This is a genomic window from Pseudomonas sp. (assembly GCF_051660785.1).
GTDB lineage: Bacteria > Pseudomonadota > Gammaproteobacteria > Pseudomonadales > Pseudomonadaceae > Aquipseudomonas.
Genome location: NZ_JBOFQE010000089.1, coordinates 203,883 through 228,299, shown reverse-complemented (window position 1 = coordinate 228,299; position 24,417 = coordinate 203,883). Strand labels below are relative to the sequence as shown.

Genomic DNA, 24,417 nt, shown 5'->3' with positions numbered 1-24,417 from the left:
GTGCTAATAAGTTGGGTTCAATGGGTGCTGTGTGCGTTTGAACATTGCACACCATTGAGCACTTCAATACCCCACTATGGACCGCTCTATGAAGATTCTGGTAACGGGTGGAACCGGTTATATCGGTTCTCACACCACACTTGCGCTGCTTGAAGCGGGCTTCGACGTGGTTGTGCTGGACAACCTTTGCAACAGCTCTGAGGCGTCCCTGCACGCGATTGAATCCATTTGCGGTAAATCTGCGTCAATGATTCGCGGGGATGTGTGTGACCGAGCCTTGCTGGACCGGATTTTTCAGGAGCACTCCATCGATGCTGTCCTGCATTTTGCCGGGCTGAAAGCCGTAGGCGAGAGCGTGCGCAAGCCGCTTGAGTATTACGAGTCGAATGTTTGCGGGAGCATTACGCTGTGTCAGGCGATGTCCGCGGCTGGCGTGTTCCGGTTGGTGTTCAGTTCATCGGCCACGGTGTATGGCGCACCTGAGCAGATGCCGATTCGTGAAGATTTTCCAACAGGCACGCCCACCAATCCTTACGGGCAATCCAAGTTGATCATCGAAAACGTGTTGAAGGATCTGTGTTCGGCAGAGCCGCGCTGGAGCATCGCGCTGCTGCGTTATTTCAACCCGATCGGCGCGCACGCCAGTGGGCAAATGGGTGAAGATCCCAGCGGAATTCCCAATAACCTGGTGCCTTACATCAGCCAGGTTGCCGTCGGCAGTCTGCAGGAATTGTCGATATTTGGTGACGATTACCCCACCGTCGATGGCACCGGCGTGCGCGACTATATTCACGTGGTGGATCTGGCGGACGGGCATCTCAAGGCATTGCAGACGATCTCGACGCGCACCGGAATCAATATCTGGAACCTGGGCACGGGCGATGGTTACAGCGTTCTGGAGGTACTGCGGGCTTTCGAACAGGCTTCGGGAAGGCCGGTGCCTTATCGCGTAATGCCACGACGCTCGGGCGACGTTGCCAAGTGTTGGGCCGATCCCTCCAAAGCGGCGAAGGACCTCGGCTGGAAGGCCACGCGCAATTTGCAGGAGATGATGACGGACACCTGGCGTTGGCAATCAAACCATCCCAAGGGTTATCTCGAATAAGACGTGAGGGTGTTCCTTCAGCGTCCGGTTTTTCTGCTGAACTGTTATATCAGGCTGCGATGTTAATTATGGTCGGGAAAATTGACTGGAAACGCATGTCGCAAGTCCGTAGATATAAGGAACACGCAGGAAGGAGTTTGATATGAAAAAGATGATGGTAATTGCGGTGTTGTCCATGATGGGCAGTGGGGCTTTCGCGGTGGAAGAACCACTCACGCTGGATACAAAAGTGCTGGGTGATGTAACGGCGGCACAAGCGGCATTGGCCAGCACCGCGCTGGTTTCGGGTGTAGTGGCTGCCTCCAGCAGCGGTGGAAGTTCCAATGGCGGAACCACCGGAAGTACCGGGACGACTGGCACTACCGGGACCACTGGCACAAACTGAGTAATACCGCAGGTGTCACACAAGATTGCCCGGCTAACACTGGGCGATCTTGTTTTGGGTTTGCCCTTGAATAGCGTAGTGCCATTATGATTCGTAGTGTTCCTTTTTTAATGCTGGCAAGTATTGCTTTGCAAGGTTGTATGTTTTCGCCGGGTCAACATATGAGCACCAGCGATATCACGCGCGAAGGCGCCAGCGAAAATAGTCGGGTTGAACTTATTCCGATTACTCCCAAACTCATCGCCATGGACAGGGCCACTCAGACACGTGAGTCACTGCCCCCGGAATTGCTGACCACGCCCGCCGAATATCGCATTGGCAACAACGATGTCTTGTACATCACGGTTTGGGATCACCCTGAGCTGACCGCACCTTCAGGCGCACAACAGCAGATTGATGCAAACGGCCGTCTGGTTCGTTCCGATGGCACGCTCTATTACCCGTACATCAAAGAGGTCCAGGCCGCCGGAAAGACCATCCAGCAACTGCGCTCCGATATCGCCGAGAAGTTGTCGACGTTCATTTCGGACCCGCAAGTGGATGTCGCCGTGTTGCGCTTTGCCAGTCAGAAAGTGGTGGTGTCGGGTGCCGTATTGAAAGCCGGTCCGCAGGCGATTTCCACCAATCCGCTCAATGTAGTTGAAGCCTTGGGTTCTGCCGGTGTAGACCCTTTGAACGCTGACTTGTCCGGGCTGCTGTTGACGCGAAACGGGCGGGTTTATCCACTCAATCTCGACGCACTCAATCAACAGAATGCCGAGTTGCAGAAGGTCTACCTAAGAGGCGGCGATCAGTTGTACCTGCCGTATAACGACAACAAAAAGATTTATGTGATGGGCGAGGTCAATCAGCCGCGTGCGTTGACGTTCAAGACCCGCACGATGAATCTTTCCGACGTCATTGGCTCGGTCGGCGGATTGAACCAGACCACCTCTAACGGTAACGCCGTGTACGTCATTCGCGGTGTGGAAAACCTCGATGTAGAACCCGCGAAAATCTATCAGCTGCAGGCCGAGTCGCCGTCCGCCATGGCGCTCGCCACTCACTTCGAAGTTCGTCCCCAGGACATCGTTTACGTAGGCCCTGCCAACGTCACGCGCTGGAACCGCTTCATCAGTCAATTGGTGCCATCGGCCTCGATTCTCGGCATGGGCGCGGCGGCACAAAACAACTTAAGTGAAGCCAACAGCAGATAAGGTCTGGTCCCACTGTGAGAACGTTGAACGTTAGCGTCTGCTTGATGGCGGCCTTGCTGTTGTGTGGATGTAATCCTCTGATGAAGGCCACGCTGGCCAACTTCAAAGCCGTGGCCACCGGGCCCGATGACCTGGAGTTGACCCCGGCGCAAGTGGCCGAAGTTCAGTATCCGCAACTCAAACTGTCTACCCCTTCCGGCGAAGGGGTGTTGGCGATGGTGCGTGAGCGAGGCGATTTGCAGTACTGGGTTGCGTCCGGCAAGCAGGTGTTGTTGCTGCGCGACGGCTTAGCGGTTCGCACCGTCGGCATTGGCTTCGAAGGTGACCTGGACGGGACCCGCACTGACGCGCATTCGCCGTTCAAGCAAGGCCTTCACCGGCTGACCGATGGTTACACCAGCGAGCGCTGGATCGATCTCTATCGCGGTTATGAAGTGGGCGTTGCCGTGCGCAGTCGCTTTACCCAAAAACCCATGGAAACCCTCAGGATTCTGGACAAGGAATACGCTGTGCTGCGTGTCGATGAGCATATAGAGGCGCCGGCTATTGGCTTGCGTGCGACCAATCATTATTGGGTCGATCCGGATACCGGTTTCATCCTGCAGAGTGAGCAGCAACTGACGGGGCAACTCAGGGTGAAGATCGTGCAGTTGACCTCTGAGCGCAGGGCTGTCCGTTGAAGTTTTCCAGGGCGTTATGGACGTGCCTGTTGTTGATTTCCAGCGGCGCGAGTGCAGCAGTCACCGTCAGCGGCGATGTGCGCAATCCGGGGTCGATCGAACTGCAACCCGGGGGCCGAGTGCTGGACGTGATGCGTTCGGCGCTACCCAATCCTGAAAGCTACTGGCTGGCAGCCGCCTGGCTGCGACAACCCTTGCTCGAACAGCAGACTCGGCTCAAAACCGGGGTCCTGTTTGATTTGAAGGTGCTGCAACGTACCGCATTGCTCTTCGATCGCCCGAGCCGGGCGGCATTGGCGTTGCAGCTATTCGAGCAAGTCAGCCGCTTACCGGTCACTGGACGTCAGGTGGCCGTGCTGGATCCGGTCGCGGTAGAGGTCGGGTTCGCCCGCAACTTCCGCCTCGATGACGGCGATAGCCTGATTTACCCGATGCGTTCCGATGGGGTTGAAGTGCTGGGCGCTGTTACCGAACCGTGCAGGCTCGCCTATCGCCCGATGCAGGAGGCCCGTGAATACCTGCAAGGGTGTTCACCGCTGGCCGATGCCGACGCCGATTACCTCTGGATCATTCAGCCCGATGGCGTCACCCGCCGGGTCGGCATTGCGCCGTGGAATCGCGAAAGCGGGCAGGTGCCTGCTGCTGGCAGCAAAATTTTGGTCCCTGTCAAAACCGATGATCTTAATCCGCCTATACCTGAACTGAATCAGCAGTTGGCCGAATTTCTTGCCACGCAACTGGCTGAGGTGGTTCCTTGAATTTACGTTTTGCAGCAGTGCTGTTGTTGCCATGTGGTTTGGCTCACGCAGAGCCGCGATTGACTCAAAATGATTTCGGCGGCGTGGGCTTGATGCAGACACCGACTGCCCGAATGGCCCCGGCCGGCGAGTTGAGTGTGAATGCCAGTCGAACCGATCCCTACACCCGTTACAGCGTTTCGTTGCAACCGTTTGAATGGCTGGAAGGCTCGTTTCGCTACACCGCGATCACTAACCGCAAGTACGGCCCCGAGTCGTTGAGCGGCGACCAGAGCTACAAGGACAAGGCCGTGGACCTCAAGGTGCGCTTGTGGCAAGAAAGCCACTGGGCGCCTGAACTGGCCCTGGGCTTTCGCGACATCGGCGGCACCGGCCTGTTCTCCAGCGAATTCCTGGTCGCCAACAAACGCTATGACGACTTTGATTTCAGCGCCGGTATTGCCTGGGGATACATCGGTAATCGCGGCGATTTCGACAACCCGTTGGGTTGGGCAGCGGATCGCTTCGACACTCGGCCAGACGGCGAGGGCACTGGTGACGTTAATACCAATGCCTATTTCCGTGGGCGACCTTCATTGTTCGGCGGTGTCACCTACCAGACACCCTGGGAGCCGCTCAGCCTGAAGCTCGAGTACGAAGGCAACGACTACAAGAACGAGCCGAAAGACAACGACATCAAACAGGACTCGCCCATCAACATCGGTGCGGTGTTCAAGCTGACCGATTCGGTCGATCTCAGTGCTGGTTGGGAGCGCGGCAATACCGCGATGTTCGGCATCACCGTGCACACCAACTTCATCAGCCGCAAGTCGCCGGCCAAGACTTACGATCCGCCAGCGGAACGCCTGCCGGCACAGGCACCCGCCACCCCGCCGGATCAGGTCAACTGGGCCAACGTGTCGCAACGTCTGCAGAAAAATGCCGGCTATAAAGTCGAGCGCATCACCCAGCGCGGCCCCGAGTTATTTGTGTACGGAGAGCAGACGAATTATTTCCATTCGGCTAAAGCCGTCGGCCGCGCCAGCCGGATTCTGGACAACAGCGTCAACGACGACATTGACTGGTTCACCCTGGTGAACAAGCGTTACGACATGCCACTGGAAGAAACCAGTGTGCCGCGCCAGACCTTTCGCGAAGTGGTTAATAACGAGGAGCCGCTGCAAACGCTGCACCGTACGACCGAGGTCAACGGGGCGATGCCGCACACCGAGACCACGCTTTTTACCGCGGCCCGCGATCCGTTCAACTACGGCATCGGGCTGGGCTACAAACAGAACGTCGGTGGCCCGGATGGCTTGCTCTATCAGTTGAGCGCCGATGCGGACGCCGAGTATCGTTTCACGCGCAATACCTGGTGGAGCGGCCTGCTCAGCGCCAATCTGGTGAACAACTACGACAAATTTACCTACGATGCACCGAGCGGATTACCGCGGGTGCGCACGGACCTGCGCAAGTACCTGACCACCTCTGACGTCACCATGCCCACGTTTCAGCTCACCCATGCCGAGCAACTGGACAAAGACCTGTACGGCATGGTCTACGGCGGCTATCTGGAGTCGATGTTTGCCGGTGTGGGCGGTGAAGTGCTGTTCCGTCCGGCGGGTCAGCGCTGGTCGGTGGGCGCCGACCTGAACTACGTGCGTCAGCGCGAGTTCAACCAGGGCTTTGGCCTGCGTGATTACTCGACCGTTACCGGCCACATCACCGGCTATACCGACTTGCCTTTCGATACCCAGGCCGCCGTCAGTGTCGGCCGTTACCTGGCGCGGGATTGGGGCGCCACGGTCGACCTGTCCCGGGAGTTCCGCAATGGTGTGCGATTCGGCGCCTGGGCCACACTGACCACCGCGACCAAAGCGGAATACGGCGAAGGCAGTTTCGACAAGGGCATCTACATCTCGATTCCTTTCGACGAATTGATGAGCATGTCGACCATGCGTCGGGCCAATATCGTCTGGTCGCCGTTGACCCGGGACGGTGGTGCACGGCTCAATCGCAGCTATTGGTTGCACTCGATGACCGATAGCCGTGACAGCGACTTGTTCTACCGCAACTTCGACAAGATCACTGAGTGAAAGTGGGTGAACTACAGGGCGACAGGCGCTGTAGTTCGCAACGCGGTCTACCGGAAGGGGAAACCCTGGAAGGTTTACAGTGAGCACATTTCTGCGCAGGGTTCCCTGCGTTATCCCACACATTCAAGACGGTAAGCAGGGGGCTGGCATAGATCCCCTTTTAAGCGTCTGAGTACGTATCCAAGCCTGATAGACGCCCACGAAAAAGGGGACTTGCGTCCCCTTTTCATTTAACGGTTTCTGCCTGCTAAGCCATTAATAAATGTCTTTTGACAGCAAGGTGAAGGGCGTCTTCACCAGGATCTTCAGATCCAGCCACAACGACCAGTTATTGATGTACGTAAGGTCGATCTCTACACGCTTCTGCATCTTGTCGATGGTGTCCGTTTCGCCGCGGCAACCGTTGATTTGAGCCAGTCCGGTAATCCCCGGCTTGATTCGGTGACGTGCCATGTAGGCGAGAATCTTTCCAGAGTAATAATCGTTGTGTGCAACGGCGTGTGGACGTGGCCCGACGAGGGCCATGTGGCCTTGGAGCACATTGATCAGTTGCGGCAGCTCATCGAGGGAAGTGCGGCGGATAAAGCGTCCGACCGGGGTGATTCGCGAATCGTTACGGCTAGCCTGCTTCACCTCCTTGTCATCGTGCACGCGCATCGAGCGGAACTTCCAGACCTGGATCACCTTGCCATTCCAGCCGTGACGGTCCTGCTTGAAGAACACCGGGCCCGGGGAGTTGAGTTTAACGGACAGGGCAATCAGCAACAGCAACGGACTGAGAAGGACAATCGCCAACAGCGCCACGCTCTTTTCCAGCAAGCTTTTGCTCAGTGCCGCGGTCGGCTGGCTGGTCAACGGACTTTCATTCAAGTAGATCGCTGGCAAGCCGTCCACGACCCTTACCGAATGATTGAGCAGCGTAAGGCTGTTCAAGTCCGGCACCCACACCACATCGACGTTGGCGCCCAGCAAATCGATATACATCGCTTCGATTTTTGCCGCTTCACTCAGGGGCATCGTGATGTACAAACGTCGGATGTCATGGGTTTTGATCAACTCCAGCAACTGCTCCTGCGGGCCTACGATAGGCGGCGAGCCCATCGCCAGCGGGACCGTGGTGTCGGTGCTGACCAAACCAACCAGCGGGAAATGCTCAAGGCTACGCAACTTCCTGGCCAGTCCCAATGCCAACTCACCCGTACCGACGATCAGGGTTTTGTGCTCGCTTTGAAGTGACCGTTGATAGAATTGCGAAAATCCGTGCAGCGGTACGTACAATAGTGCCTGTCCGATGTAACCGCAGGCTGCCCATACCAGGATCAGTTGACGGGAAAACAGTTCATCCGCCTTGCAGATGAATGCCACGCAAGCCAATGCCGCCAGGGTCATTGCCCAGCCCATCAACAAACGTCCCAATCCCTCCAGGTAGTTATCTTTCTTTGCATAGACGCCACACCATGTATAGGCGGGCACCGAGGCAAGTACCGTCAGAATTGCGCACACTCGGTAATAAAACTCTACCGTCCCGGTCTGGTAGTAAACCAATAGAAACAACAGGGCCACAACAAAGCCCTGACCCAGTGCCCATTGTCCCCAGAAGGTCAATCCTTTGAGGTGGGTATTTCGATTGATACGAAGATTGTTAACCATGCGATATCCCCAAAATACGTCCATTCGCGCGTCGACAGACAAGAGCCAAGTTAATGTAGCAAGCGTTATTATTTTTATAAGAGGGCGAAACATTGACGGTCGAAACGCCAGTGTGCGGCGCGCTCGTCAGTGAATAGATTAAGTTATTGGGCTGAAAGCTGTCTGACGACTTTTAACGGGTGGTTAGTTATATATGGCAGCTATGCTGGAGGGCGAGTTGTTAGAAATAGTCGAAAATGAAAGTCGGTTTCAGGTAAGGAGCAGGCGGGGGATGTTGGGGGTAAGCGGTGGGTGAAATGGTGAGGTGCTTTGTTATTTTTGTATGCACTACCATCGTGGTCATTTCATTGACTCAGGTAAGACTTTTCCCCCGTACGATTTTTTGAATCAGGCAATAGCCACGATTTCTGACCGCTCTGAAAAGACGTTCGCCGTTGCTCGCATTTTTAAACTTTTCCTGTAATCGGCTCAGGCACATTTCCAGGCCTCGATAATGTTCGGGTTCTCGGCCAATGCTCCGGATAAGATCATCTTTGCTGACTACACGGTCATCATTGTGAAGCATCTTTTTGACCAATGTGGCCTCCAGGCCGGTCAAGACAATCTCGACATCATCTTTAATCAATGCGCCATTGACATTGCTCAGTCGCCAGGCTTCGGTAAAGGGATAGTGTGGTTTGGCCGTCACGTTGGAGATGGAGTCACGGGTGTCATTCCGGTCTTCATCCGCCTTTGAGGAAGTGTTATTGAGTCGTGTGTCGGACTGGGCTGCTCGCCACTCGGACTCGAATGTCGACAGTATGCGTTGTGTATCGTGTCTGATAACAGGAGGAACAATCCTGTCCAGGTGAGGGGAAATAAATTCCATGAGCTTAGGGGCGGAAGAGGGTAGGGCAACACCTTCGACAAACATCTTTGCCTGCGATGTACCGAATGAGTTATATCGCTCGCTCGATAGTAATGCCTCCAGCTCAAGTTGTAATGCCGGGCTATGAGTAACTACGACAAAATATTTTCTGGGGAGGGGGGTCGTGCTTTCCATGTCTCTCTCCTGAAGGGGCACACTCGGTTTATTAATTTAGTAGGTTGTCGGCAGGGGAGTAATAGCTCCCTTGAAAATAATCAAAAGGCAACGCGCGTGCCAGTATATGGCTAGCAGCCTGCTCGACTCTGTCGGCTATGAAAACGACTTTTGTGGTGTGAGTCAGCATGGTCATGCGTTCGTGGAGTCGATTGAATAAATCGGGGTTGCCCGCCAGTTTAAGGCTCAAGTCTAGGGTTGAAAGGGGAATCTTTATATAGTCAAAAAGATTCAGGGTTGTAAATATTTCGATACTTTCATCATTCATATCGTAGCCATCGAAGGCTATTTCTATGCCGTGGTCTTTCAACAGATATAGATTATTCAGGATCTTCTTTTTTTCAGTAAGACTGACTGCAGAAAGGGGCAACTCATTGAAAGCGATTACCAGTGTCTGACCAAAATTGCGCAGGGCATCGCTGGACTGTATCAACTCTTCAGTCAGTGCGGAATCGGCGAGATCCGCTTGCTCAACGCAAACGAACCGATGACTCAAGTATTTGTTTTTACTAGGAATATTATGGTCTTTCAACGAAAATGCAATCAGCCGGGTCTGCATCAGAGCTTCGCTGTAAATGCCACTCATCTGTTGCATGGGGGCAACAAAAGCTGCATGAGTCGGACTGTCGTTAAACTGTATTTTGATCTCGCTGCCAAATGGGCAGTCATCACGAGTGAGGATCAATTGTCGAGACAGATAATGATTCGCACGATAGATGTGTGACGCGCTCATCGTTGCGTTCATATTGCAATAACTCCCTGCGTGTTTATATCAGGCGGTCGAGATCAGACCCCTGACAAGACGATATCCATGCCCGCGAATACTTTGAATGGCGTTGGTGCCATACATACCTTTTATCTTTCCGCGAAGGCGGCTGATAGATTTTTCCAAGGCTCTTGGGTCATAAAAAGTTATATTCAATCCCATGATTCTTGCAATTTCATCATGGCTTAGAATTTGGTTTCTTGTTTCGGAAAATGCTTCTAGAATCTTCATTTCCGGAAACGATACATCCAGCTTTTTATAGTCTCCAATCAGGCACATGCGAGTAGGGTCCAAGAGCAAATGGTGCTGCTTGTTCCATTCTGCACTATTAAAAAACTCGGACAGTGCGTCCGTATTTTCTTCGGAAAGTGTATTGAATTTAATACAGTGGTCGGCCCCGGCAAGATAATATTTCATCTTGTTGTAGGTGCCTCTGCCAGTGATCGCTACAAAAATAATAAGGGCCTGGTTGTCGGCGCGTATATTTTCCACCAAGGCGAGGCTTTCATCAAACGCCTGAGGGCTATCAATGACAATGAATGCTGCACGGTACGAATAGGAGTCCTTGTTTTTTTTAAACGAGCTGTTGTAACACGTGGTATCAACGGGTATATCATTAGTTAAACAACTTGTTACTAATGTCGTGAAACCCTCAGCTAAACTATGGGTTCGCCCAATGGTGAGAATACCGGCCACCTCCATTGCGGGGCTGTGGCTGGTATTCGTTAATTTCCCTGTAAGCATCATGCTTTGACTCGGCTGGGTGCTGACATTTGGATGTTAAAGCACCAATTCTCATTTGTGACTGACAATTGGTAACATTTCACGGATTTTTCAAGCAGGCGTCACAATTTTTTTAACATTGGTGGCCAATCTGACGAGAATCATTGCGCTCCTGACGCTCGGCTTGCACGGTGGCAAAGGAGTATCATTGTGCCATCTTTTCCCGCTATGTCCCGCTTTTCCAGTTCAATAAGCAGGAGGCGGTGACTCATGCGTGCGTAGTTGATTTCTTTGGTAGGTGTTTATAAGTTGCCAGAACCTGTCTGCTTTAAGTGCTGGTTTAAGCGTGTTTTTGGTTTGAGACTATCGAGAGTTTTCAGTTATATAACAGTCGCATAGTAAGTGGCGGTCATGGACATTTGTTAACGTTGAGTTTTAAAGCGGTGCTGAATGCGCTTTACTGACTCGTTGGCGATAAATTAGACCACGCCAGCGGTTTTGATTTTGTCGATGAGGGGGATTGATGGATTTTTGGACTACCGTAACGGTATTGATTTTAGGCGTTGTGGAAGGGCTGACGGAGTTTTTGCCTATTTCCAGCACAGGGCACCAGATTATTGTTGCAGACCTGCTCGGCTTCGGTGGTGAACGCGCCATGGCCTTCAATATTATTATTCAGTTGGGCGCTATCCTGGCCGTCGTCTGGGAGTTTCGGCGCAAGATCTTCGAGATTGTCACAGGCTTGCCAACCCAACGGAATGCGCAACGTTTCACTTTAAACTTAATGATCGGTTTTCTGCCGGCCGTGGTCTTGGGCGTAATGTTTGCCGATAAGATTCATGAGTATCTGTTCAATCCAATTACCGTAGCGATGGCATTGGTAGTGGGCGGCATTATCATGTTGTGGGCTGAGCAACGCGAACATGTGGTGTATGTCGACCATGTTGACGACATGCGCTGGACTGACGCGCTGAAGGTCGGTTTCGCTCAGTGCCTTGCGATGATTCCGGGCACCTCACGCTCTGGATCGACCATTATCGGTGGGTTGCTCTTTGGACTGTCGCGCAAGGCGGCCACCGAGTTTTCGTTCTTCCTGGCCATGCCGACCATGGTCGGTGCCGCCGTCTACTCAGGTTACAAGTATCGCGATCTGTTCCAGTCCGGCGACCTGCCGGTCTTTGCCTTGGGCTTCGTGACAGCGTTCTTGTTTGCCATGATCGCCGTGCGCGGCTTGCTCAGGTTTATCGCCAGCCACAGTTACGCCGTATTCGCCTGGTACCGAATTGCATTCGGCCTGGTGATCCTGGCTACATGGGTATTTGGTTGGGTTGACTGGACTGAAGCTGCAGCGCTCTGACACTGGAACCAGGCTGCGGACCCGCCAGCCTGGTATTTACTTCGATAAAGCGCAGACCATTACCGACCTTCAAGCAACTCCGCCGCCTGATCCAGCAACGCCAAAGGCTCTTTTGCCTTGTGGATATCCACCGACAACAACTGCCGAAACTTGCGTGCCCCCGGAAAACCGGTGCCCAGTCCGAGCACATGCCGGGTGATATGGTGCATCGATCCGCCCGACTCAATATGCGCGGCTATATAAGGCCGCAACTGCGCCAGCGCCTCGGCCCGACTGATCACCGGCGCCGTACTGCCGAACAACTGCTGATCCACCTCAGCCATCACATAAGGATTGTGATACGCCTCACGGCCCAGCATCACCCCGTCAAACGTCTGCAAATGCGCGTGACAGGCCTCCAGCGTCTTGATCCCTCCGTTAAGAATAATCTCCAACTCCGGAAAATCCGCCTTCAACCGCGCCGCCACGTCATAACGCAAAGGCGGAATGTCACGGTTCTCCTTCGGCGACAACCCCTCCAGAATCGCAATCCGCGCATGCACGGTAAAACTCGTGCACCCGGCATCCCGAACCGTGCCGACGAAATCACACAACTCCTCGTAACTGTCTCGCCCATTAATCCCGATCCGATGCTTCACCGTCACCGGAATCGACACCGCATCGCGCATCGCCTTCACACAATCCGCCACCAACTGCGGATGCCCCATCAGGCACGCGCCGATCATATTGTTCTGCACCCGATCACTCGGGCAGCCGACGTTCAGGTTTACTTCGTCGTAACCGTGGTCCTGGGCCATGCGGGCGCAGGCAGCCAGATCGAGGGGGACGCTACCGCCGAGTTGCAGGGCCAGCGGGTGCTCGGCTTCGTTGTGACGGAGGAAGCGCTCGTGATCACCGTTGAGGAGCGCGCCGGTGGTGACCATTTCGGTGTAGAGGAGGGCGTTTTTCGACAATAACCGTAGGAAGAAACGGCAGTGTCTATCGGTCCAGTCCATCATCGGTGCGACGGAGAAGCGGCGTGAGAGCGGGGCGGGTGTGGCGGTGATTGGGGGCATTGGGGGATCTGGAATTGGTGAGGCTGGGAGGTGGGGGAGTTTATCAGGATTGAGACTGTCGGGGTCGGGCGAGGTTACTGCTCAGTATCAGCGGGCAAGGGATTCGGCAGGAGACTGTCCCCAATTTTGGCTGTACATCAAAGAAGCGCCATAGCTGAACCAATGCTGTCGAACGACCAAGTTTCATAATGTCTGACGAATTGGCGTTCTAGGATGAAGTATGGAAATACCGCGCTTCCAACCCCCAGGAATCTGAAACATGATCTCAAACCTCTTAAAAGTCGTGATGATCACCAGCGCTTTGCTGCTAAGCGCCTGCTCAGGCGTCAGCACCAGCACCTGTTTTTCAGATGACTGCCAATCGTTCGATGGCCACGGCTCCAACAAGTTGAACCTCGGCGGAAGCGCGATCGGTAGCAGTTTCAGCGAGTACAGCTCGGGGTTGTTGCACGATGACTAACGTGTGACGTTCCGGCGGAAGATGTTTCCGCCGGAGCGCTTTGTTATCTGATGCACCGTGGTGTCGAGTTTTGCGGCTGCTTCGCAGCCGGACGCAGGCTTCGCCAGCTGCTACAGTAGAATTGTGCGCGGCTGCTATTTGGAATCAGGCGTTGCGATCCACTGGCTCAGGACTTTCTGATAGTTGCCGGTCACCTTGGCCAAGTGCAGCCATTGGTCGACATATAACTTCCAGGTCATGTCATCACGAGGCAGCAAGTAAGCCTTCTCGCCGTATTGCATGAATTGACTTGGGTTAACAGCACACAACCCGGGTTTAAGTTTCTGCTGATACAACGCTTCCGACGCATCGGTAATCATCACGTCAGCCTTTTTATCCAGCAGCTCCTCAAAGATCGTCACGTTGTCGTGAAGGCTCAGTTGCGCCTTCGGCAGAAACGCGTGAACAAACGCTTCGTTAGTGCCACCAGCCGGTTCGACCAAGCGAACCGAAGGCTGGTTGATCTGTTCGACAGTCTGATACAGCGCCTGATCTTCGCAGCGCACTAACGGGATCTTGCCGTCGACGTCCAGTGTGGTGCTGAAGAATGCCTTCTTCTGGCGTTCCAGGGTGACCGAGATACCGCCGACGCCGATGTCGCACTTGCCGGCCAGCATGTCGGGCATCAGGGTTTTCCAGGTGGTCTGCACCCATTCAACTTTGACGCCGAGACTGTCGGCCAGTGAACGGGCCATGGCAATGTCGATCCCCGAATATTCGCCATCTTCGGATTTGAAGGTATAGGGTTTATAGTCACCGGTTGTGCAAACGCGTAGTTGGCCTTGCTGGATGACGCTGTCCAGGTGCGAGGGCTCTGCCTCAGCGGTAAACGATAGGGCGAGCAGGCCACCGAGCATGATTGTGCTTTTCAGGTTTTTCATTGTTATCCGGCTTCCATAATGGACTTGATCAGTTCTTGGCGTAGCGCTCAGAGCGCAGTTGCCCCCAACGGAAAATAAACACTAAACACCGTCCCGTCCTCCTGACTCGAACTCACCGAAACATCCCCGCCATGCGCCTTGGCAATTTCCCTGACGATAAACAATCCAAGGCCAACACTGCGAACATTACTGTCGGTCTCAGTGCCACGAGTCATCGGTTCAAACAGTACTGCGATCAACGACTCCGGAATAACCGGCCCATGGTTTTGCACCGACACAATGGCCTGATCATCTTCCAGCCGCGAAGTAATCGTAATCGGTTGCGTCAAATCGCCATAAGCCACGCTATTGGCGACCAGGTTGCCGATGATTTGCTGGACCCGGTCAGCGTCCAGAAGAGCAGCGCCGGTGCCAATGGACGGGTGCAGCAACTTCGCCTCAGGAAACGCAACTCGCAGTTCGTCGACGCTCTGGCTAACGAAGGAATGCAAGTCCAGCGGCGTAGGAGAAATCCCGATGCCGCGGCCGACTCTGGCCAGGGCAAAGTCGAGCAGGTCAGCGATCATGCGCTCCGCACGATCCGCCGATTGGCTGATGTGGCCGAGCATCCTGGTTTCTTTGGCGGTGCGCTGTCCTCGAGAGAGGATGTCGGAAGCCATTTTGATCGCGGTTAGCGGGTTTTTCAGGTCGTGGCTGACGATGGCGACCATTTGTTCGGCGAACGAGGCACGGCGTTTGGCTTTTTCGTAGGCCAGGTTCAGTTGGGTCTGGGCGTCGAGAAGGGCGGCATCGGCGGCCATCTTCTTGGATAACAACTCCTCCGCGAGTTTCCGGGCGTTGAGCAGTTCGCGCTCGTACTTGTCGCGGTCGGTGGTGCCGAACAGCGCCAGTTCATAAAACGCGCCGCTGGCGTGCGCGCGTCTTACGCCGTTGAGCAGCATGGTGACGATCCGTTTGTCCTGGTGAACCACATCGAGTTTTACCTCGGCCACGGAGCCTTGCATTTGCATCAGCGGCGCCCAGTGGGTCTGGTGAAAAATGCGTCCGCCCATGGTCAGCAGGTCCTGAAAACGCCGGCCGACCAGCGCTTGGGAATCGAAGCCGATCCAGTTGCTGAACGTCTGATTACTGCGCAGGATCGTGCCGTCTTCTTTCGTTACCACCAAGCCGCAGGGCGCACCTTCGAATAGCGTCTGCGGGTCGGGCAGTGACGGGTCATCGGTCGACATATGCGTCCACCCACGGCGACAGGAAGCTGGCCATGGCTTCGGAGCAGGCACTCGGCGCGCTCATGTGCGGGCAATGGCCGACGTTGGCCACCAGACAGAGCTCGCTGTTTGGGAGTGCGGCGTGCAGGTATTCACCCACGGCGACGGGGGCGATGAGGTCGTCGGTGGATTGCAAGATCAGGGTCGGGGTGGTCAGGCCTGCGACGTCTTTGCGGTTGTCCGACATGAACGTTACCCGCGCGAACTGCTTGGCGATGTCGGGTTCGGTGCGGCAGAAGCTGTTGGTGAGTTCTTCGCCGAGCGCCGGTTGCCCGGGCGCGCCCATGATCACAGGGGCCATCGTGCTGGACCAGCCAAGGTAGTTGCTGTCGAGGGTGTCGAGCAATGAGTGGATGTCTTCGAGTTTGAATCCGCCCACATAGTTGTCGGAATCGATGTAGCAGGGCGAAGGACCAATCATGACGTGGGCGGCGATTTTGCCGGGGGACAGACGATCCGCCAGGACGCCGATCATGGCGCTGACGGAGTGACCCACCAGAATCACCGGGCCGGTGGCGAACTGATCGATTACTTCGCTCAAGTCTCGGGCATACCCGGCCAGTGAGTTGTATTTTTCTTTGTCGTAGGCACTGAGATCCGACTGCCCTGCACCTACCAGGTCATACAACACGACCTTGAAGCGGCCCGTAAAATTGTCGACGAGATAGCGCCACATGGTTTGATCGCAGCCAAAGCCATGGGAGAAGATCAGCGTTGCCGGACCGTTGCCCATCACTTTTACGTTGTTGCGATGTTGAAGGTCCATGCGTGTTTTTCCCGGGCGGGCCAAATGTATTTTTGGCATCCGTGGGAGTTTAGATAGTCGTAGGCATCAGGTCACGCGTTGCTAAGGAAAGAGGGCGCCCTGATGAGGCGCCCCTGTGATGTACAGACCGTTTCACACGATGTCACTTGCGCACAGTCGTTTTCGAGGCTGACGCCACGGTACCGCCGCCACAATTGATATACGAAGAAGACTTCAACCAGCGCTGATCCGGATAGTAAGAAAACAACAGTTGTCCATTCTTCATCGAATCAATCAGTCGACGAGCAACCGCCGGTCGGACCGCTGGACATCCCAGGCTGCGGCCAATCCGCCCATTTGCACGGGCGAGGACCGGACTCACGTAAGGCGCGCCGTGAATCACGATTGCCCGGTCAAACGCGTTGTCATTGAAGCCCGGCTCCAGGCCTTCCATACGCAACGAGTAACCGTTCTGCCCGACATAACTTGACTGTGTGCGGTACAGGCCGAGGCTGGTGGCGAAGCTTTCATTTTGATTGGAGAAGTTGACGGCCATGTTCTCGCCGCTGTTTCGTCCATGGGCGACCAGTTCATGAAACAGCAACTTGCGCTTTTTTAAATCGAACACCCAGAGGCGCTGTTCGGTCGAAGGCAGGGAATAATCAATAACCGCAAGTCTTTGGACAGGAGCAGCACCTTGAGCGATGCTGCATTGCGAGGCGCGAACGGCGAGGTTGATGACGTTGGCGTTAGCCTTCGGTGCCGCTTTGATGAGGGCGGCCGCGAGCGAATCGGCGTAGGCTGACGGTACGGACATTGCAGTCAGTAGCAGGGCCGAAAACAGATAGCCAAAACGTAGTGGCGCCATATAGATGTCTCATCATGTTAATTTCGAGTCTAGCAGCGTGTTGAAAGCCAGGCGTTGAATGCGGGGGATTAAGGATTATTCATGGTGCTTTTAACAAGGTTATTCGTCATAAGCCGCGTAATTTTTATGGGCTTTCTGATCAGCGGCACAGCGTACGCGGAAACTTCGCCGATCGAGCCGATAAGTGCGCCTACCTCCATTATCGAGGCTGGAGCGGACGATAACGTCGGGCAAGCGATCCAGGCCTCGCTTGAACCGTTGAAATCCGCGTTTCCACCTCTGCTCACTGGACCGCGTCACCGGCGAGTGGATGTCAGCCGTCTGGTGATGGATTTTTATACGCATCGCGCTTATCGCGCAGCGTGGACCAATGACAGCGATGTCGCGCAATTGATTGCCAGTTTGAACGCGACAGAGGCCGATGGCCTGACACCGGCTGACTTTCACATCGATGAATTGATCCGGTCCCGGACCACGATGCAGACGACCCCGGTGACGCCCGAGCAGCAGGCGGCTTTTGATTTGGCCACCACTCACACCTTTATCACCGCCCTGCTGCAGTTGCGCCGCGGCAAGGTTGATCCTTCCAGGCTGGATATTCACTGGAACTTTGATTCGAACGGCGTCGATCCGCGCGATGACGTCAATGCCTTCTTTGCTGCGCTCGACAATCACGACGTGGCCAGAGCGTTTGCCCAGGCACCGCCGCAAGAAGCGGTGTACGTCGGATTGCGTCAGGCCCTGGCGCAATTGCGCGGTATCCGGGATCGGGGCGGTTGGCCGAAAGTGGTTGTAGATCATTCGCTCAAACCCGGCATGGACGAACCGGCCGTCGCGCAGTTGCGTGCGAGGATGGTTGCTGCAGGTTTTCTCGATCCGCGGTTGATCCGCGGCACGAAGTACGACGGCGCCGTCACCGCGGCGGTGAAAAAATATCAAAACGAGCAATACCTGGGCGCGGACGGCATGGCCGGGGCGACGACATTGGCCGCACTGAATGTGCCAGTCGATGCGCGAATCGATCAAGTGCGGGTGAACATGGAGCGGGCGCGTTGGTTGCTCTACAAACTCCAGGGCACCTTCGTCATCGTCGATATTGCCGGCTATAAGGTAGCCATGTACCGCGATGGCTTGCCGATCTGGCGATCCCGGGTGCAGGTCGGTAAAACGGCTCGCAATACGCCGATCTTCCAGGCGCAAATCACCTACATCACGTTTAACCCGACCTGGACCGTGCCGCCGACGATCCTCAAGGAAGATATGCTGCCGAAGGTTCAGAGCAATCCCGGCTACCTCGCGGCTAACCGGATACGAGTGCTTGATCGCGAAGGCAATGTGCTCGATCCGTCGACCGTCGACTGGACCCACCCGCGTGGCCTCACATTGCGCCAGGATGCCGGGCCCGACAGTTCGCTGGGCCAAGTGGTGATCCGGTTTCCCAACGATTATGCGATTTACCTCCACGACACACCGCACCGCGAGTTGTTTGCCAAAACCGTCCGTGCCACCAGCTCGGGTTGCATACGGGTAGAGAATCCGCTGCAACTGGTGGAGCTGTTGTTCAACGACCCGGTCCGGTGGAACAGCGAAGGGATTCAAAAGCAGTTGGCCAGCGGCAAGACCGAGAACATTCGGCTTCCTGTGAAGGTGCCGGTGTTGCTGGCTTACTGGACCGTGGATTTGGGCAGTGACGGGCGAGTGGCGTTCAAGCCTGATGTGTATGGCTACGACGCGCCGGTGTTGCGGGCGTTGAACCGTCCTTCGCAAATGCCTGTTCTGGATTTGCATACGGCAGTGGGGTCGGTGGTGGCGGCGGGCCCAGCGCGGCAGTAGGGGAGTGGGCTTGATTTAACAAGTGCGTCCCCTTTTCGGTCCTTGGTTTTGACTCGCTATAGCCCCAGCCCCTCTTGCACCACCGCCAGCAAGTTGTGTTCGGTCAGCGCAACCGCATCCAGTTGTTGTCCGGCCTGCTCAATGGCCTGCAACCACCAATGCGTTTCGCCGTGTTCGTCCACGGTACGCAATAGTGCGAGTTCCTTGCCTTTCGAGTGGATTTCGACACGCCCTGCGCCATCGTCGGTGAAACGCGCAACAGGGTCGAAGGTGATGTTGTGGTTATTGCCCTCGATCAGCAGTTGGTCGATTGCATAGTCGTAAGTCGCGCTTGAATCGCTTTCGCACACGTGAGTAGGATTACGCCGCAGGATCAGACCCACCTCGATAAGCGGCAGCAACCACGACTCGATGTGGTGATACAGCTCATAGACTTGACCTGGCCAACTGTCGATGACTTGGTCCGCACTGATGTGCCGGGTTTGTTTCAGCTTGGTCGCGAGCTCGTCTGCCTTACTCATTTCGATTCCTTGTCGTGATGTAAGAGTAATCGTAGCTCCTTCAACGCCAATCAGGCTTTGCCCTGCGTCATGTCAGCGACACAAGCGTGACAAATCATTTCTACTCAACATTCAATTGCCCGAGACCGCCAACTCCCCTCGCAAGAACTCCACCAAATCCCGCTGCAACCCCGTCAGCGCTCCCTCCCGGCTGATCAACGCCAACTCCGTCGGCGGCAACTCCGGCAGATCAGTGCACACGCTGTGCTCCGGCAACACCGCCGAAGCCGGCAATACGGAGATGCCCAACCCCGAAGCCACTGCCGCCTGAATCCCGGTCAAACTGTGGCTGCCAAACGCAATCCGCCAGGGTCGCTGTGCCACGTCCAGCAAGCGGATCGCCCGCTGCCGATAAATGCATCCCTGCGGAAACAATGCCAGTGGCAACACGCCGTTGGCCGAGTCCACCCCCGCACCTTTGACCCACACCAGCACTTCCGGCCACGCCGCCCAACATGGTCCGCTGTCCGGTTCCCGCTTGATCAGGGCGATATCGATTTCACCTGATGCGAGTTTCTGTTTCAGATCCGTACTCATGCCGCTGACGGTTTCCAGCCGGGCTTGCGGGCAAGCGCGATTGAATCCGGCGAGGATCAGCGCCATGCGCCGCGCATCGAAGTCCTCCGGTACGCCGATGCGCAGGATCTCCAGATCCAGATCACTGGCCAAGGCTTCAATCGCCTCAGAAGACAGGGTTAACAAGCGTCGGGCATAGTGAATCAGCAGTTCGCCATGTTCGGTGACGTTGACGTTCTGGCCAGTTCGATCACGCAGCAACAGGGGATGACCGAGCAACTCTTCCAGCTTGCGAACCTGTTGGCTCACGGTGGATTGGGTTCGATGCACGCGTTCGGCGGCGCGGGTGAAGCTGCCTTCATCGACCACACAGACGAAAGTCTTGAGCAGCTCAAGATCGAGCATGGCGGTTTCCTTGATATTTGATTTGCCACTGACGAGTCGACATTAATTTAATTTCACACTATCAACAAGGACTCGTAATCTGAAGATCACCCTTCAGAGGACATGATCATGACGCTCAAAAACACCCCGCGCCCCGAATGGCTGACCTTCGATTGCTACGGCACGTTGATTCAATGGGATGAAGGCCTCAAGGCTGTGGTCGCCGAGATCCTGCATGACAAGGGCGACCACAGCGTGGAAGTTGATCGCCTGATCGAGGTCTACGATCGGCATGAACATCGACTGGAGCAGATTTCGCCGCACCGTTCGTTTCGCCAACTGAGCACGCTCGGGTTGCAACTCGCGCTGGAGGAGTTGGAATTGGCGAGCCTGCCTGAAGACAGCCAGCGGTTGGCCGGGGCAATTCCGCGCATGCCGCCGTTCCCTGAAGTGATCGAGACACTCGCGACACTCAAGGCAATGGGCTTCAAGCTGTGCATCGTCTCCAACACCGACGACGACATCATCGCGGGCAACGTTGCGCAACTCGGCGGGCACATCGATCGGGTTATCACCGCGCAACAGGCGGGGGCCTACAAGCCGAATCCGCGGCTGTTTGACTACGCTCATGAACAGCTCGGCATCAGCCGTGATCAAGTGGTGCACATCTGCGCCAGCCCGACACTGGACCACACCGCTGCCCGGGACATGCACTTTCGCTGCGTGTGGGTCGATCGTGGCACGGGTCGGCAATTGCTGCCGGACTATCAGCCCGATGCGATAGTGAGCACGCTGGATCAGGTCGTGCCCTTGTTCAAATCCCTGGGCTGGTAAAAACACGGAGATCTCACCATGGCACACACTCTTGCTGGACGATCGCATTCCGCGCGTTATGCCGACCTCAACCTGGACTCGGAAGACGCTATCACTGCCCGCACGGAGTTGGCTGCGTGTTTTCAACTGGCGGCGCTGCATGGACTGGAGGAGGGCATCTGCAATCATTTTTCGGCGATGGTGCCGGGGCGGGATGATCTGTTTTTTGTGAATCCCTACGGCTACGCGTTTGCCGAGGTGACTTCGCAAAATCTGTTGGTGTGCGACTTCCACGGCAATGTCGTGGACGGCGAAGGGCAGCCCGAGGCCACCGCGTTTTACATCCATGCCCGACTGCATAAACAGCTGCCGAGGGTAAAAGTGGCGTTTCACACCCACATGCCTCACGCCACAGCATTGTGCTTACTGCAAGGGCCGCCGTTGTTATGGTCAGGTCAGACGGCGCTGAAATTTTACGGCCGCACGGCGGTGGACGAAGACTACAACGGCCTGGCCCTTGATGAGTCCGAAGGCGACCGGATTGCCAGTGTCATGGGCAGCGCCGACATTCTGTTTCTCAAGAATCACGGTGTCATCGTCGCCGGGCCGACCATCGCTGAAGCCTGGGATGATTTGTATTACCTGGAGCGTGCCGCGCAGGTGCAACTGATGGCAATGGCGACCCAACGTGAACTCAAGCCGGTGCCCCATGAGATTGCCCAGAGGGCCTACGAGCAAATGCGCCTGGGTGATGCCGAAAGCGCGCGGGCGCATTTGCACAGTGCGATGCGGCGGCTGGGCATATAAATGTATTAGATGCCCAGTCTGATGTGGCGCCGTTTTCGGAACGGGCTGAAGTAAGGGGCGAAGTTTCGTGGCAGCAAAATAAAGTGACGCTATATTGATTACTAATATCTGCATTAGCCAAGCTGAATTTTGCGACGAGATCTAAGACGCAGTAACAACACAACGCAGGAAGAAGAAAATTTCACGAAATTTGATGGTTTTTTCCTGTGAAACACGGAGGCGGTTATTTAAGGGGGTTGTCATGACAGAGGATCAGCTTAATGCCGCACTCCAGGCAGAGTATTTGCACATTCAAAAAACAATCGAAGATTTTGATGCTCGAGCCCTGACTATTAAGGCATGGAGCGTTACCTTCGGGTTGGCTGCGATTACCGGTGCATTTATAAGTAACTCATGTATCGCGCTTCTCCTGGCAGCATTGAGCGCGGCAATATTCTGGGTGTTGGAAACGCAATGGAAGCTATTTCAGCTTTGTTACTACGAACGATCAGGTTTGATTGAGGCACATTTCGCAGGCGAAAAGGTGGTTGAACATCCGTTTCAGATCAGTATTGCCTGGCTCCGTACCTGGAGGGAAATTCGATACGCAGATATTTCCGCAGTCGCACAAATGCCTCATGTAGCCTTGCCTCACGTCATTGTCATGGGTATGGGCGTACTTCTGTTTATTCTCGCCATCCTGCAAATCATCGAACTTTAACATTCCGAAACGGCTATCCATCCATTCAGGTTTTTGTAAAATTCGGCCAATTGCCTCTCACCCCTGACGTAGACTAAGCTCACAAAAAATAAGGGCTTTGGGCCTTCGCCCATGCCTTGCCCTTACAGGACGAGCTTTTGCCTTTCCTCACTCAAGACCCGCACGAACCTCCAGGCGGCGCGTTGAAGCGGTTATCCCTGCTCAAGGCAGCGGTGCTGTTTATCGCGACGGTGTGCCTCTGTCTCTGTGGTCTGCTTTACCTGCAGCTGGAGCAATCGCGCCGCCATGCGCTGGACGTGGCGCAAGTTTCGTCGTCGAACCTGACGCGCGCCATGGCGCAGCAGGCCGAAGATACTTTCTTGAAAGCCGACCTGGTACTGACCAGCCTGGTGGACTGGATTCAGGCCGATGGCCACGGCGCGGCGCAGAAACCGCGCTTGCAGAAAACCTTCGCCCGACGGGTGCAGGCACTGGATCAATTGCACGGGATATTTCTGTTCGACAAGCAAGGGCAGTGGGTCGTGACCTCGTTCGAGGATTTGCCCCGTGGCCCTGGCGTGGCTGATCGGGAGTACTTCAAGTTCCACCAGCAGAACGCGTCCGCCCTAGCGCATATCGGACCGGCGCTTCGCAGTCGGGAGAACGGCGAGTGGATTATTCCCGTGTCCAAGCGGGTGAACGACAAAAACGGCAACTTCCAGGGCGTGCTGTTGGCCGGAATCAAAATGGCCTACTTCGATCAGTTTTTCAAAAGCTTCAGCATCGATGACAACGGCTCGATGTTTTTGGCGTTGACCGATGGCACGTTGCTGGCGCGAAGGCCGTTTGTGGAATCGCAGATCGGCACGTCTCTGGCCAAGGGCGAAATCTTTCAGAATTTTTTGCCGAACGCGCCCGCTGGCAACGCGATGATCAGCTCAGTAGTCGATGGGGTTGTGCGTTTGTATGGCTACCGTCAGCTCGACGCCTATCCGCTGGTGGTGTCGGCGGCATCGTCCCGGGACTCGATTCTCAAGGAATGGTACGGCACCGCGTTTCAATCCAGTTTCATCGTTGCCCTGGTGGTGTTGGGTGTGGGTCTGTTCGGTTGGGTGTTCGTTCGGCAGGTGCGCGTCGGCGTGCGGGTCGAAGCCGATTTGCGCAAGGCAAAGGAAGCGCTGAAGCTGATCGCGACTCACGACAGCCTGACGGGCCTGGCCAATCGCCGGCTGTTCGAGCAGGCGCTGGACATCGAGTTTGGCCGAGGTGCCCGGCAGTCGAGTTCGCTGAGCCTGATCATGCTCGATATCGATTACTTCAAACGCTACAACGATGCATACGGTCACGTGGCGGGGGACCACTGCCTGGCTGAAGTGGCGCGCGCGATCAAGAGTTGCTGTCACCGCAAGGCCGATCTGGCGGTGCGTTATGGTGGTGAGGAATTTGCGGTGCTGCTGCCCGACACTGACATTCACGGCGCGCTGGTGATCGCCGAGCAGATTCGTCGCGGCGTCATGGACAGGAACATCACCCACAGCGGTTCGCCCACGGGTTACGTGACCGTCAGTCTTGGCTGCTACGCGTTTGTGCCGACCGGGCGCGACAGCATTGAAGTGTTCATCGAGCGAGCGGATGCGGCGTTATATCAGGCCAAGCATTCGGGTCGAAACCGTGTGGCCGTGTTGTCGATGGAAGGCGGCATGCAGGCACTGATGCGCTCCGATCGTTGAGAC

The 24,417-nt window shown here is 55.5% G+C and carries 24 protein-coding genes; 13 read left to right on the top strand and 11 right to left on the bottom strand.

Going from position 1 to position 24,417, the window contains the following annotated elements:
* Positions 1 to 88: 88 nt before the first annotated feature.
* The 6 genes from galE to ACRC4F_RS25755 all read left to right on the top strand — a co-directional run bounded on the left by galE (position 89) and on the right by ACRC4F_RS25755 (position 6,199).
* Complete coding sequence (gene galE / locus ACRC4F_RS25780) at positions 89 to 1,105, top strand: UDP-glucose 4-epimerase GalE (protein ID WP_438661885.1); 1,017 nt, start codon at positions 89 to 91, stop codon at positions 1,103 to 1,105.
* A gap of 142 nt (positions 1,106 to 1,247) precedes the next feature.
* Positions 1,248 to 1,490, top strand: coding sequence for a hypothetical protein (locus tag ACRC4F_RS25775; protein ID WP_438661884.1), 243 nt, complete (start codon positions 1,248 to 1,250; stop codon positions 1,488 to 1,490).
* A 140-nt stretch (positions 1,491 to 1,630) separates the two neighbouring features.
* On the top strand, positions 1,631 to 2,686 hold the full coding sequence (locus tag ACRC4F_RS25770) for a polysaccharide biosynthesis/export family protein (RefSeq protein WP_438661883.1): 1,056 nt from the start codon (positions 1,631 to 1,633) through the stop codon (positions 2,684 to 2,686).
* 14 nt (positions 2,687 to 2,700) lie between these two features.
* Positions 2,701 to 3,366, top strand: coding sequence for a YjbF family lipoprotein (locus ACRC4F_RS25765; protein ID WP_438661882.1), 666 nt, complete (start codon positions 2,701 to 2,703; stop codon positions 3,364 to 3,366).
* Entirely contained in the window at positions 3,363 to 4,124 is a 762-nt protein-coding gene (locus ACRC4F_RS25760; protein WP_438661881.1) for a capsule biosynthesis GfcC family protein, read from the top strand. The genes ACRC4F_RS25765 and ACRC4F_RS25760 overlap by 4 nt, the downstream gene beginning before the upstream one ends.
* Entirely contained in the window at positions 4,121 to 6,199 is a 2,079-nt protein-coding gene (locus tag ACRC4F_RS25755; RefSeq protein WP_438661880.1) for a YjbH domain-containing protein, read from the top strand. The genes ACRC4F_RS25760 and ACRC4F_RS25755 overlap by 4 nt, the downstream gene beginning before the upstream one ends.
* Before the next feature lie 255 nt (positions 6,200 to 6,454).
* Here ACRC4F_RS25755 and ACRC4F_RS25750 read toward each other — a convergent pair whose 3' ends face one another.
* The 4 genes from ACRC4F_RS25750 to ACRC4F_RS25735 form a co-directional block, all read right to left on the bottom strand.
* Complete coding sequence (locus tag ACRC4F_RS25750; protein ID WP_438661879.1) at positions 6,455 to 7,849, bottom strand: undecaprenyl-phosphate glucose phosphotransferase; 1,395 nt, start codon at positions 7,847 to 7,849, stop codon at positions 6,455 to 6,457.
* 352 nt (positions 7,850 to 8,201) lie between these two features.
* Positions 8,202 to 8,891 (bottom strand): helix-turn-helix domain-containing protein, encoded by a 690-nt coding sequence (locus ACRC4F_RS25745; protein ID WP_438661878.1) that lies wholly within the window; start codon positions 8,889 to 8,891, stop codon positions 8,202 to 8,204.
* Positions 8,892 to 8,922: 31 nt separating this feature from the next.
* On the bottom strand, positions 8,923 to 9,675 hold the full coding sequence (locus tag ACRC4F_RS25740) for an EAL domain-containing protein (RefSeq protein ID WP_438661877.1): 753 nt from the start codon (positions 9,673 to 9,675) through the stop codon (positions 8,923 to 8,925).
* 27 nt (positions 9,676 to 9,702) lie between these two features.
* Entirely contained in the window at positions 9,703 to 10,443 is a 741-nt protein-coding gene (locus ACRC4F_RS25735; protein ID WP_438661876.1) for a winged helix-turn-helix domain-containing protein, read from the bottom strand.
* Between the two features lie 499 nt (positions 10,444 to 10,942).
* Here ACRC4F_RS25735 and ACRC4F_RS25730 point away from each other — a divergent pair, with 499 nt between their 5' ends.
* Positions 10,943 to 11,776, top strand: a complete 834-nt coding sequence (locus ACRC4F_RS25730; RefSeq protein ID WP_438661875.1) for an undecaprenyl-diphosphate phosphatase — start codon at positions 10,943 to 10,945, stop codon at positions 11,774 to 11,776.
* A gap of 59 nt (positions 11,777 to 11,835) precedes the next feature.
* Here the strand turns inward: ACRC4F_RS25730 and dusA are convergent, their stop codons facing one another.
* On the bottom strand, positions 11,836 to 12,831 hold the full coding sequence (dusA, locus tag ACRC4F_RS25725; protein ID WP_438661874.1) for a tRNA dihydrouridine(20/20a) synthase DusA: 996 nt from the start codon (positions 12,829 to 12,831) through the stop codon (positions 11,836 to 11,838).
* A gap of 259 nt (positions 12,832 to 13,090) precedes the next feature.
* Between dusA and ACRC4F_RS25720 the strand changes: the two genes are divergently transcribed.
* Positions 13,091 to 13,291 carry a hypothetical protein gene (locus ACRC4F_RS25720; protein WP_438661873.1) on the top strand — a complete coding sequence of 67 codons (201 nt, stop codon included), beginning with the start codon at positions 13,091 to 13,093 and terminating at the stop codon, positions 13,289 to 13,291.
* Between the two features lie 134 nt (positions 13,292 to 13,425).
* On the opposite strand, the gene ACRC4F_RS25715 is transcribed toward ACRC4F_RS25720, so the two are convergent.
* The 4 genes from ACRC4F_RS25715 to ACRC4F_RS25700 form a co-directional block, all read right to left on the bottom strand.
* Positions 13,426 to 14,211 (bottom strand): transporter substrate-binding domain-containing protein, encoded by a 786-nt coding sequence (locus ACRC4F_RS25715; RefSeq protein ID WP_438661872.1) that lies wholly within the window; start codon positions 14,209 to 14,211, stop codon positions 13,426 to 13,428.
* 47 nt (positions 14,212 to 14,258) lie between these two features.
* On the bottom strand, positions 14,259 to 15,440 hold the full coding sequence (locus ACRC4F_RS25710; RefSeq protein WP_438661871.1) for an ATP-binding protein: 1,182 nt from the start codon (positions 15,438 to 15,440) through the stop codon (positions 14,259 to 14,261).
* On the bottom strand, positions 15,427 to 16,245 hold the full coding sequence (locus ACRC4F_RS25705; protein ID WP_438661870.1) for an alpha/beta fold hydrolase: 819 nt from the start codon (positions 16,243 to 16,245) through the stop codon (positions 15,427 to 15,429). The genes ACRC4F_RS25710 and ACRC4F_RS25705 overlap by 14 nt, the downstream gene beginning before the upstream one ends.
* A 142-nt stretch (positions 16,246 to 16,387) precedes the next feature.
* Positions 16,388 to 17,092, bottom strand: a complete 705-nt coding sequence (locus ACRC4F_RS25700) for a murein L,D-transpeptidase catalytic domain family protein (RefSeq protein WP_438661869.1) — start codon at positions 17,090 to 17,092, stop codon at positions 16,388 to 16,390.
* Between the two features lie 81 nt (positions 17,093 to 17,173).
* Here ACRC4F_RS25700 and ACRC4F_RS25695 point away from each other — a divergent pair, with 81 nt between their 5' ends.
* Positions 17,174 to 18,925, top strand: coding sequence for a L,D-transpeptidase family protein (locus ACRC4F_RS25695; protein WP_438661868.1), 1,752 nt, complete (start codon positions 17,174 to 17,176; stop codon positions 18,923 to 18,925).
* A gap of 56 nt (positions 18,926 to 18,981) precedes the next feature.
* Here the strand turns inward: ACRC4F_RS25695 and ACRC4F_RS25690 are convergent, their stop codons facing one another.
* Both ACRC4F_RS25690 and ACRC4F_RS25685 read right to left on the bottom strand, forming a co-directional pair.
* Positions 18,982 to 19,446 carry a hypothetical protein gene (locus ACRC4F_RS25690; RefSeq protein ID WP_438661867.1) on the bottom strand — a complete coding sequence of 155 codons (465 nt, stop codon included), beginning with the start codon at positions 19,444 to 19,446 and terminating at the stop codon, positions 18,982 to 18,984.
* 111 nt (positions 19,447 to 19,557) lie between these two features.
* Positions 19,558 to 20,406: a LysR substrate-binding domain-containing protein gene (locus ACRC4F_RS25685; protein ID WP_438661866.1), complete on the bottom strand. Its 849-nt coding sequence runs from the start codon at positions 20,404 to 20,406 to the stop codon at positions 19,558 to 19,560.
* A gap of 108 nt (positions 20,407 to 20,514) precedes the next feature.
* Here ACRC4F_RS25685 and ACRC4F_RS25680 point away from each other — a divergent pair, with 108 nt between their 5' ends.
* From ACRC4F_RS25680 to ACRC4F_RS25665, 4 genes are all read left to right on the top strand, one after another.
* Positions 20,515 to 21,219: a haloacid dehalogenase type II gene (locus ACRC4F_RS25680; RefSeq protein ID WP_438661865.1), complete on the top strand. Its 705-nt coding sequence runs from the start codon at positions 20,515 to 20,517 to the stop codon at positions 21,217 to 21,219.
* Between the two features lie 18 nt (positions 21,220 to 21,237).
* Positions 21,238 to 22,005: an aldolase gene (locus ACRC4F_RS25675; protein WP_438661864.1), complete on the top strand. Its 768-nt coding sequence runs from the start codon at positions 21,238 to 21,240 to the stop codon at positions 22,003 to 22,005.
* A gap of 241 nt (positions 22,006 to 22,246) precedes the next feature.
* Positions 22,247 to 22,705, top strand: coding sequence for a hypothetical protein (locus ACRC4F_RS25670; protein WP_438661863.1), 459 nt, complete (start codon positions 22,247 to 22,249; stop codon positions 22,703 to 22,705).
* A 137-nt stretch (positions 22,706 to 22,842) separates the two neighbouring features.
* The gene (locus ACRC4F_RS25665; RefSeq protein WP_438661862.1) at positions 22,843 to 24,414 is read left to right on the top strand and encodes a sensor domain-containing diguanylate cyclase; all 1,572 of its coding nucleotides are present in this window, start codon (positions 22,843 to 22,845) and stop codon (positions 24,412 to 24,414) included.
* Positions 24,415 to 24,417: the final 3 nt, after the last annotated feature.

Excerpts from the sequence above, each read along its gene's own strand:
- ACRC4F_RS25715 (WP_438661872.1), bottom strand. The coding sequence starts at position 14,211 with ATGAAAAACCTGAAAAGCACAATCATGCTCGGTGGCCTGCTCGCCCTA.
- ACRC4F_RS25695 (WP_438661868.1), top strand. The coding sequence starts at position 17,174 with ATGGTGCTTTTAACAAGGTTATTCGTCATAAGCCGCGTAATTTTTATG.
- ACRC4F_RS25730 (WP_438661875.1), top strand. The coding sequence starts at position 10,943 with ATGGATTTTTGGACTACCGTAACGGTATTGATTTTAGGCGTTGTGGAA.
- ACRC4F_RS25705 (WP_438661870.1), bottom strand. The coding sequence starts at position 16,245 with ATGGACCTTCAACATCGCAACAACGTAAAAGTGATGGGCAACGGTCCG.
- ACRC4F_RS25700 (WP_438661869.1), bottom strand. The coding sequence starts at position 17,092 with ATGGCGCCACTACGTTTTGGCTATCTGTTTTCGGCCCTGCTACTGACT.
- ACRC4F_RS25685 (WP_438661866.1), bottom strand. The coding sequence starts at position 20,406 with ATGCTCGATCTTGAGCTGCTCAAGACTTTCGTCTGTGTGGTCGATGAA.
- galE (WP_438661885.1), top strand. The coding sequence starts at position 89 with ATGAAGATTCTGGTAACGGGTGGAACCGGTTATATCGGTTCTCACACC.
- ACRC4F_RS25680 (WP_438661865.1), top strand. The coding sequence starts at position 20,515 with ATGACGCTCAAAAACACCCCGCGCCCCGAATGGCTGACCTTCGATTGC.
- ACRC4F_RS25745 (WP_438661878.1), bottom strand. The coding sequence starts at position 8,891 with ATGGAAAGCACGACCCCCCTCCCCAGAAAATATTTTGTCGTAGTTACT.
- ACRC4F_RS25720 (WP_438661873.1), top strand. The coding sequence starts at position 13,091 with ATGATCTCAAACCTCTTAAAAGTCGTGATGATCACCAGCGCTTTGCTG.
- dusA (WP_438661874.1), bottom strand. The coding sequence starts at position 12,831 with ATGCCCCCAATCACCGCCACACCCGCCCCGCTCTCACGCCGCTTCTCC.
- ACRC4F_RS25775 (WP_438661884.1), top strand. The coding sequence starts at position 1,248 with ATGAAAAAGATGATGGTAATTGCGGTGTTGTCCATGATGGGCAGTGGG.
- ACRC4F_RS25690 (WP_438661867.1), bottom strand. The coding sequence starts at position 19,446 with ATGAGTAAGGCAGACGAGCTCGCGACCAAGCTGAAACAAACCCGGCAC.
- ACRC4F_RS25735 (WP_438661876.1), bottom strand. The coding sequence starts at position 10,443 with ATGATGCTTACAGGGAAATTAACGAATACCAGCCACAGCCCCGCAATG.
- ACRC4F_RS25770 (WP_438661883.1), top strand. The coding sequence starts at position 1,631 with ATGTTTTCGCCGGGTCAACATATGAGCACCAGCGATATCACGCGCGAA.
- ACRC4F_RS25670 (WP_438661863.1), top strand. The coding sequence starts at position 22,247 with ATGACAGAGGATCAGCTTAATGCCGCACTCCAGGCAGAGTATTTGCAC.
- ACRC4F_RS25750 (WP_438661879.1), bottom strand. The coding sequence starts at position 7,849 with ATGGTTAACAATCTTCGTATCAATCGAAATACCCACCTCAAAGGATTG.
- ACRC4F_RS25740 (WP_438661877.1), bottom strand. The coding sequence starts at position 9,675 with ATGAACGCAACGATGAGCGCGTCACACATCTATCGTGCGAATCATTAT.
- ACRC4F_RS25710 (WP_438661871.1), bottom strand. The coding sequence starts at position 15,440 with ATGTCGACCGATGACCCGTCACTGCCCGACCCGCAGACGCTATTCGAA.
- ACRC4F_RS25675 (WP_438661864.1), top strand. The coding sequence starts at position 21,238 with ATGGCACACACTCTTGCTGGACGATCGCATTCCGCGCGTTATGCCGAC.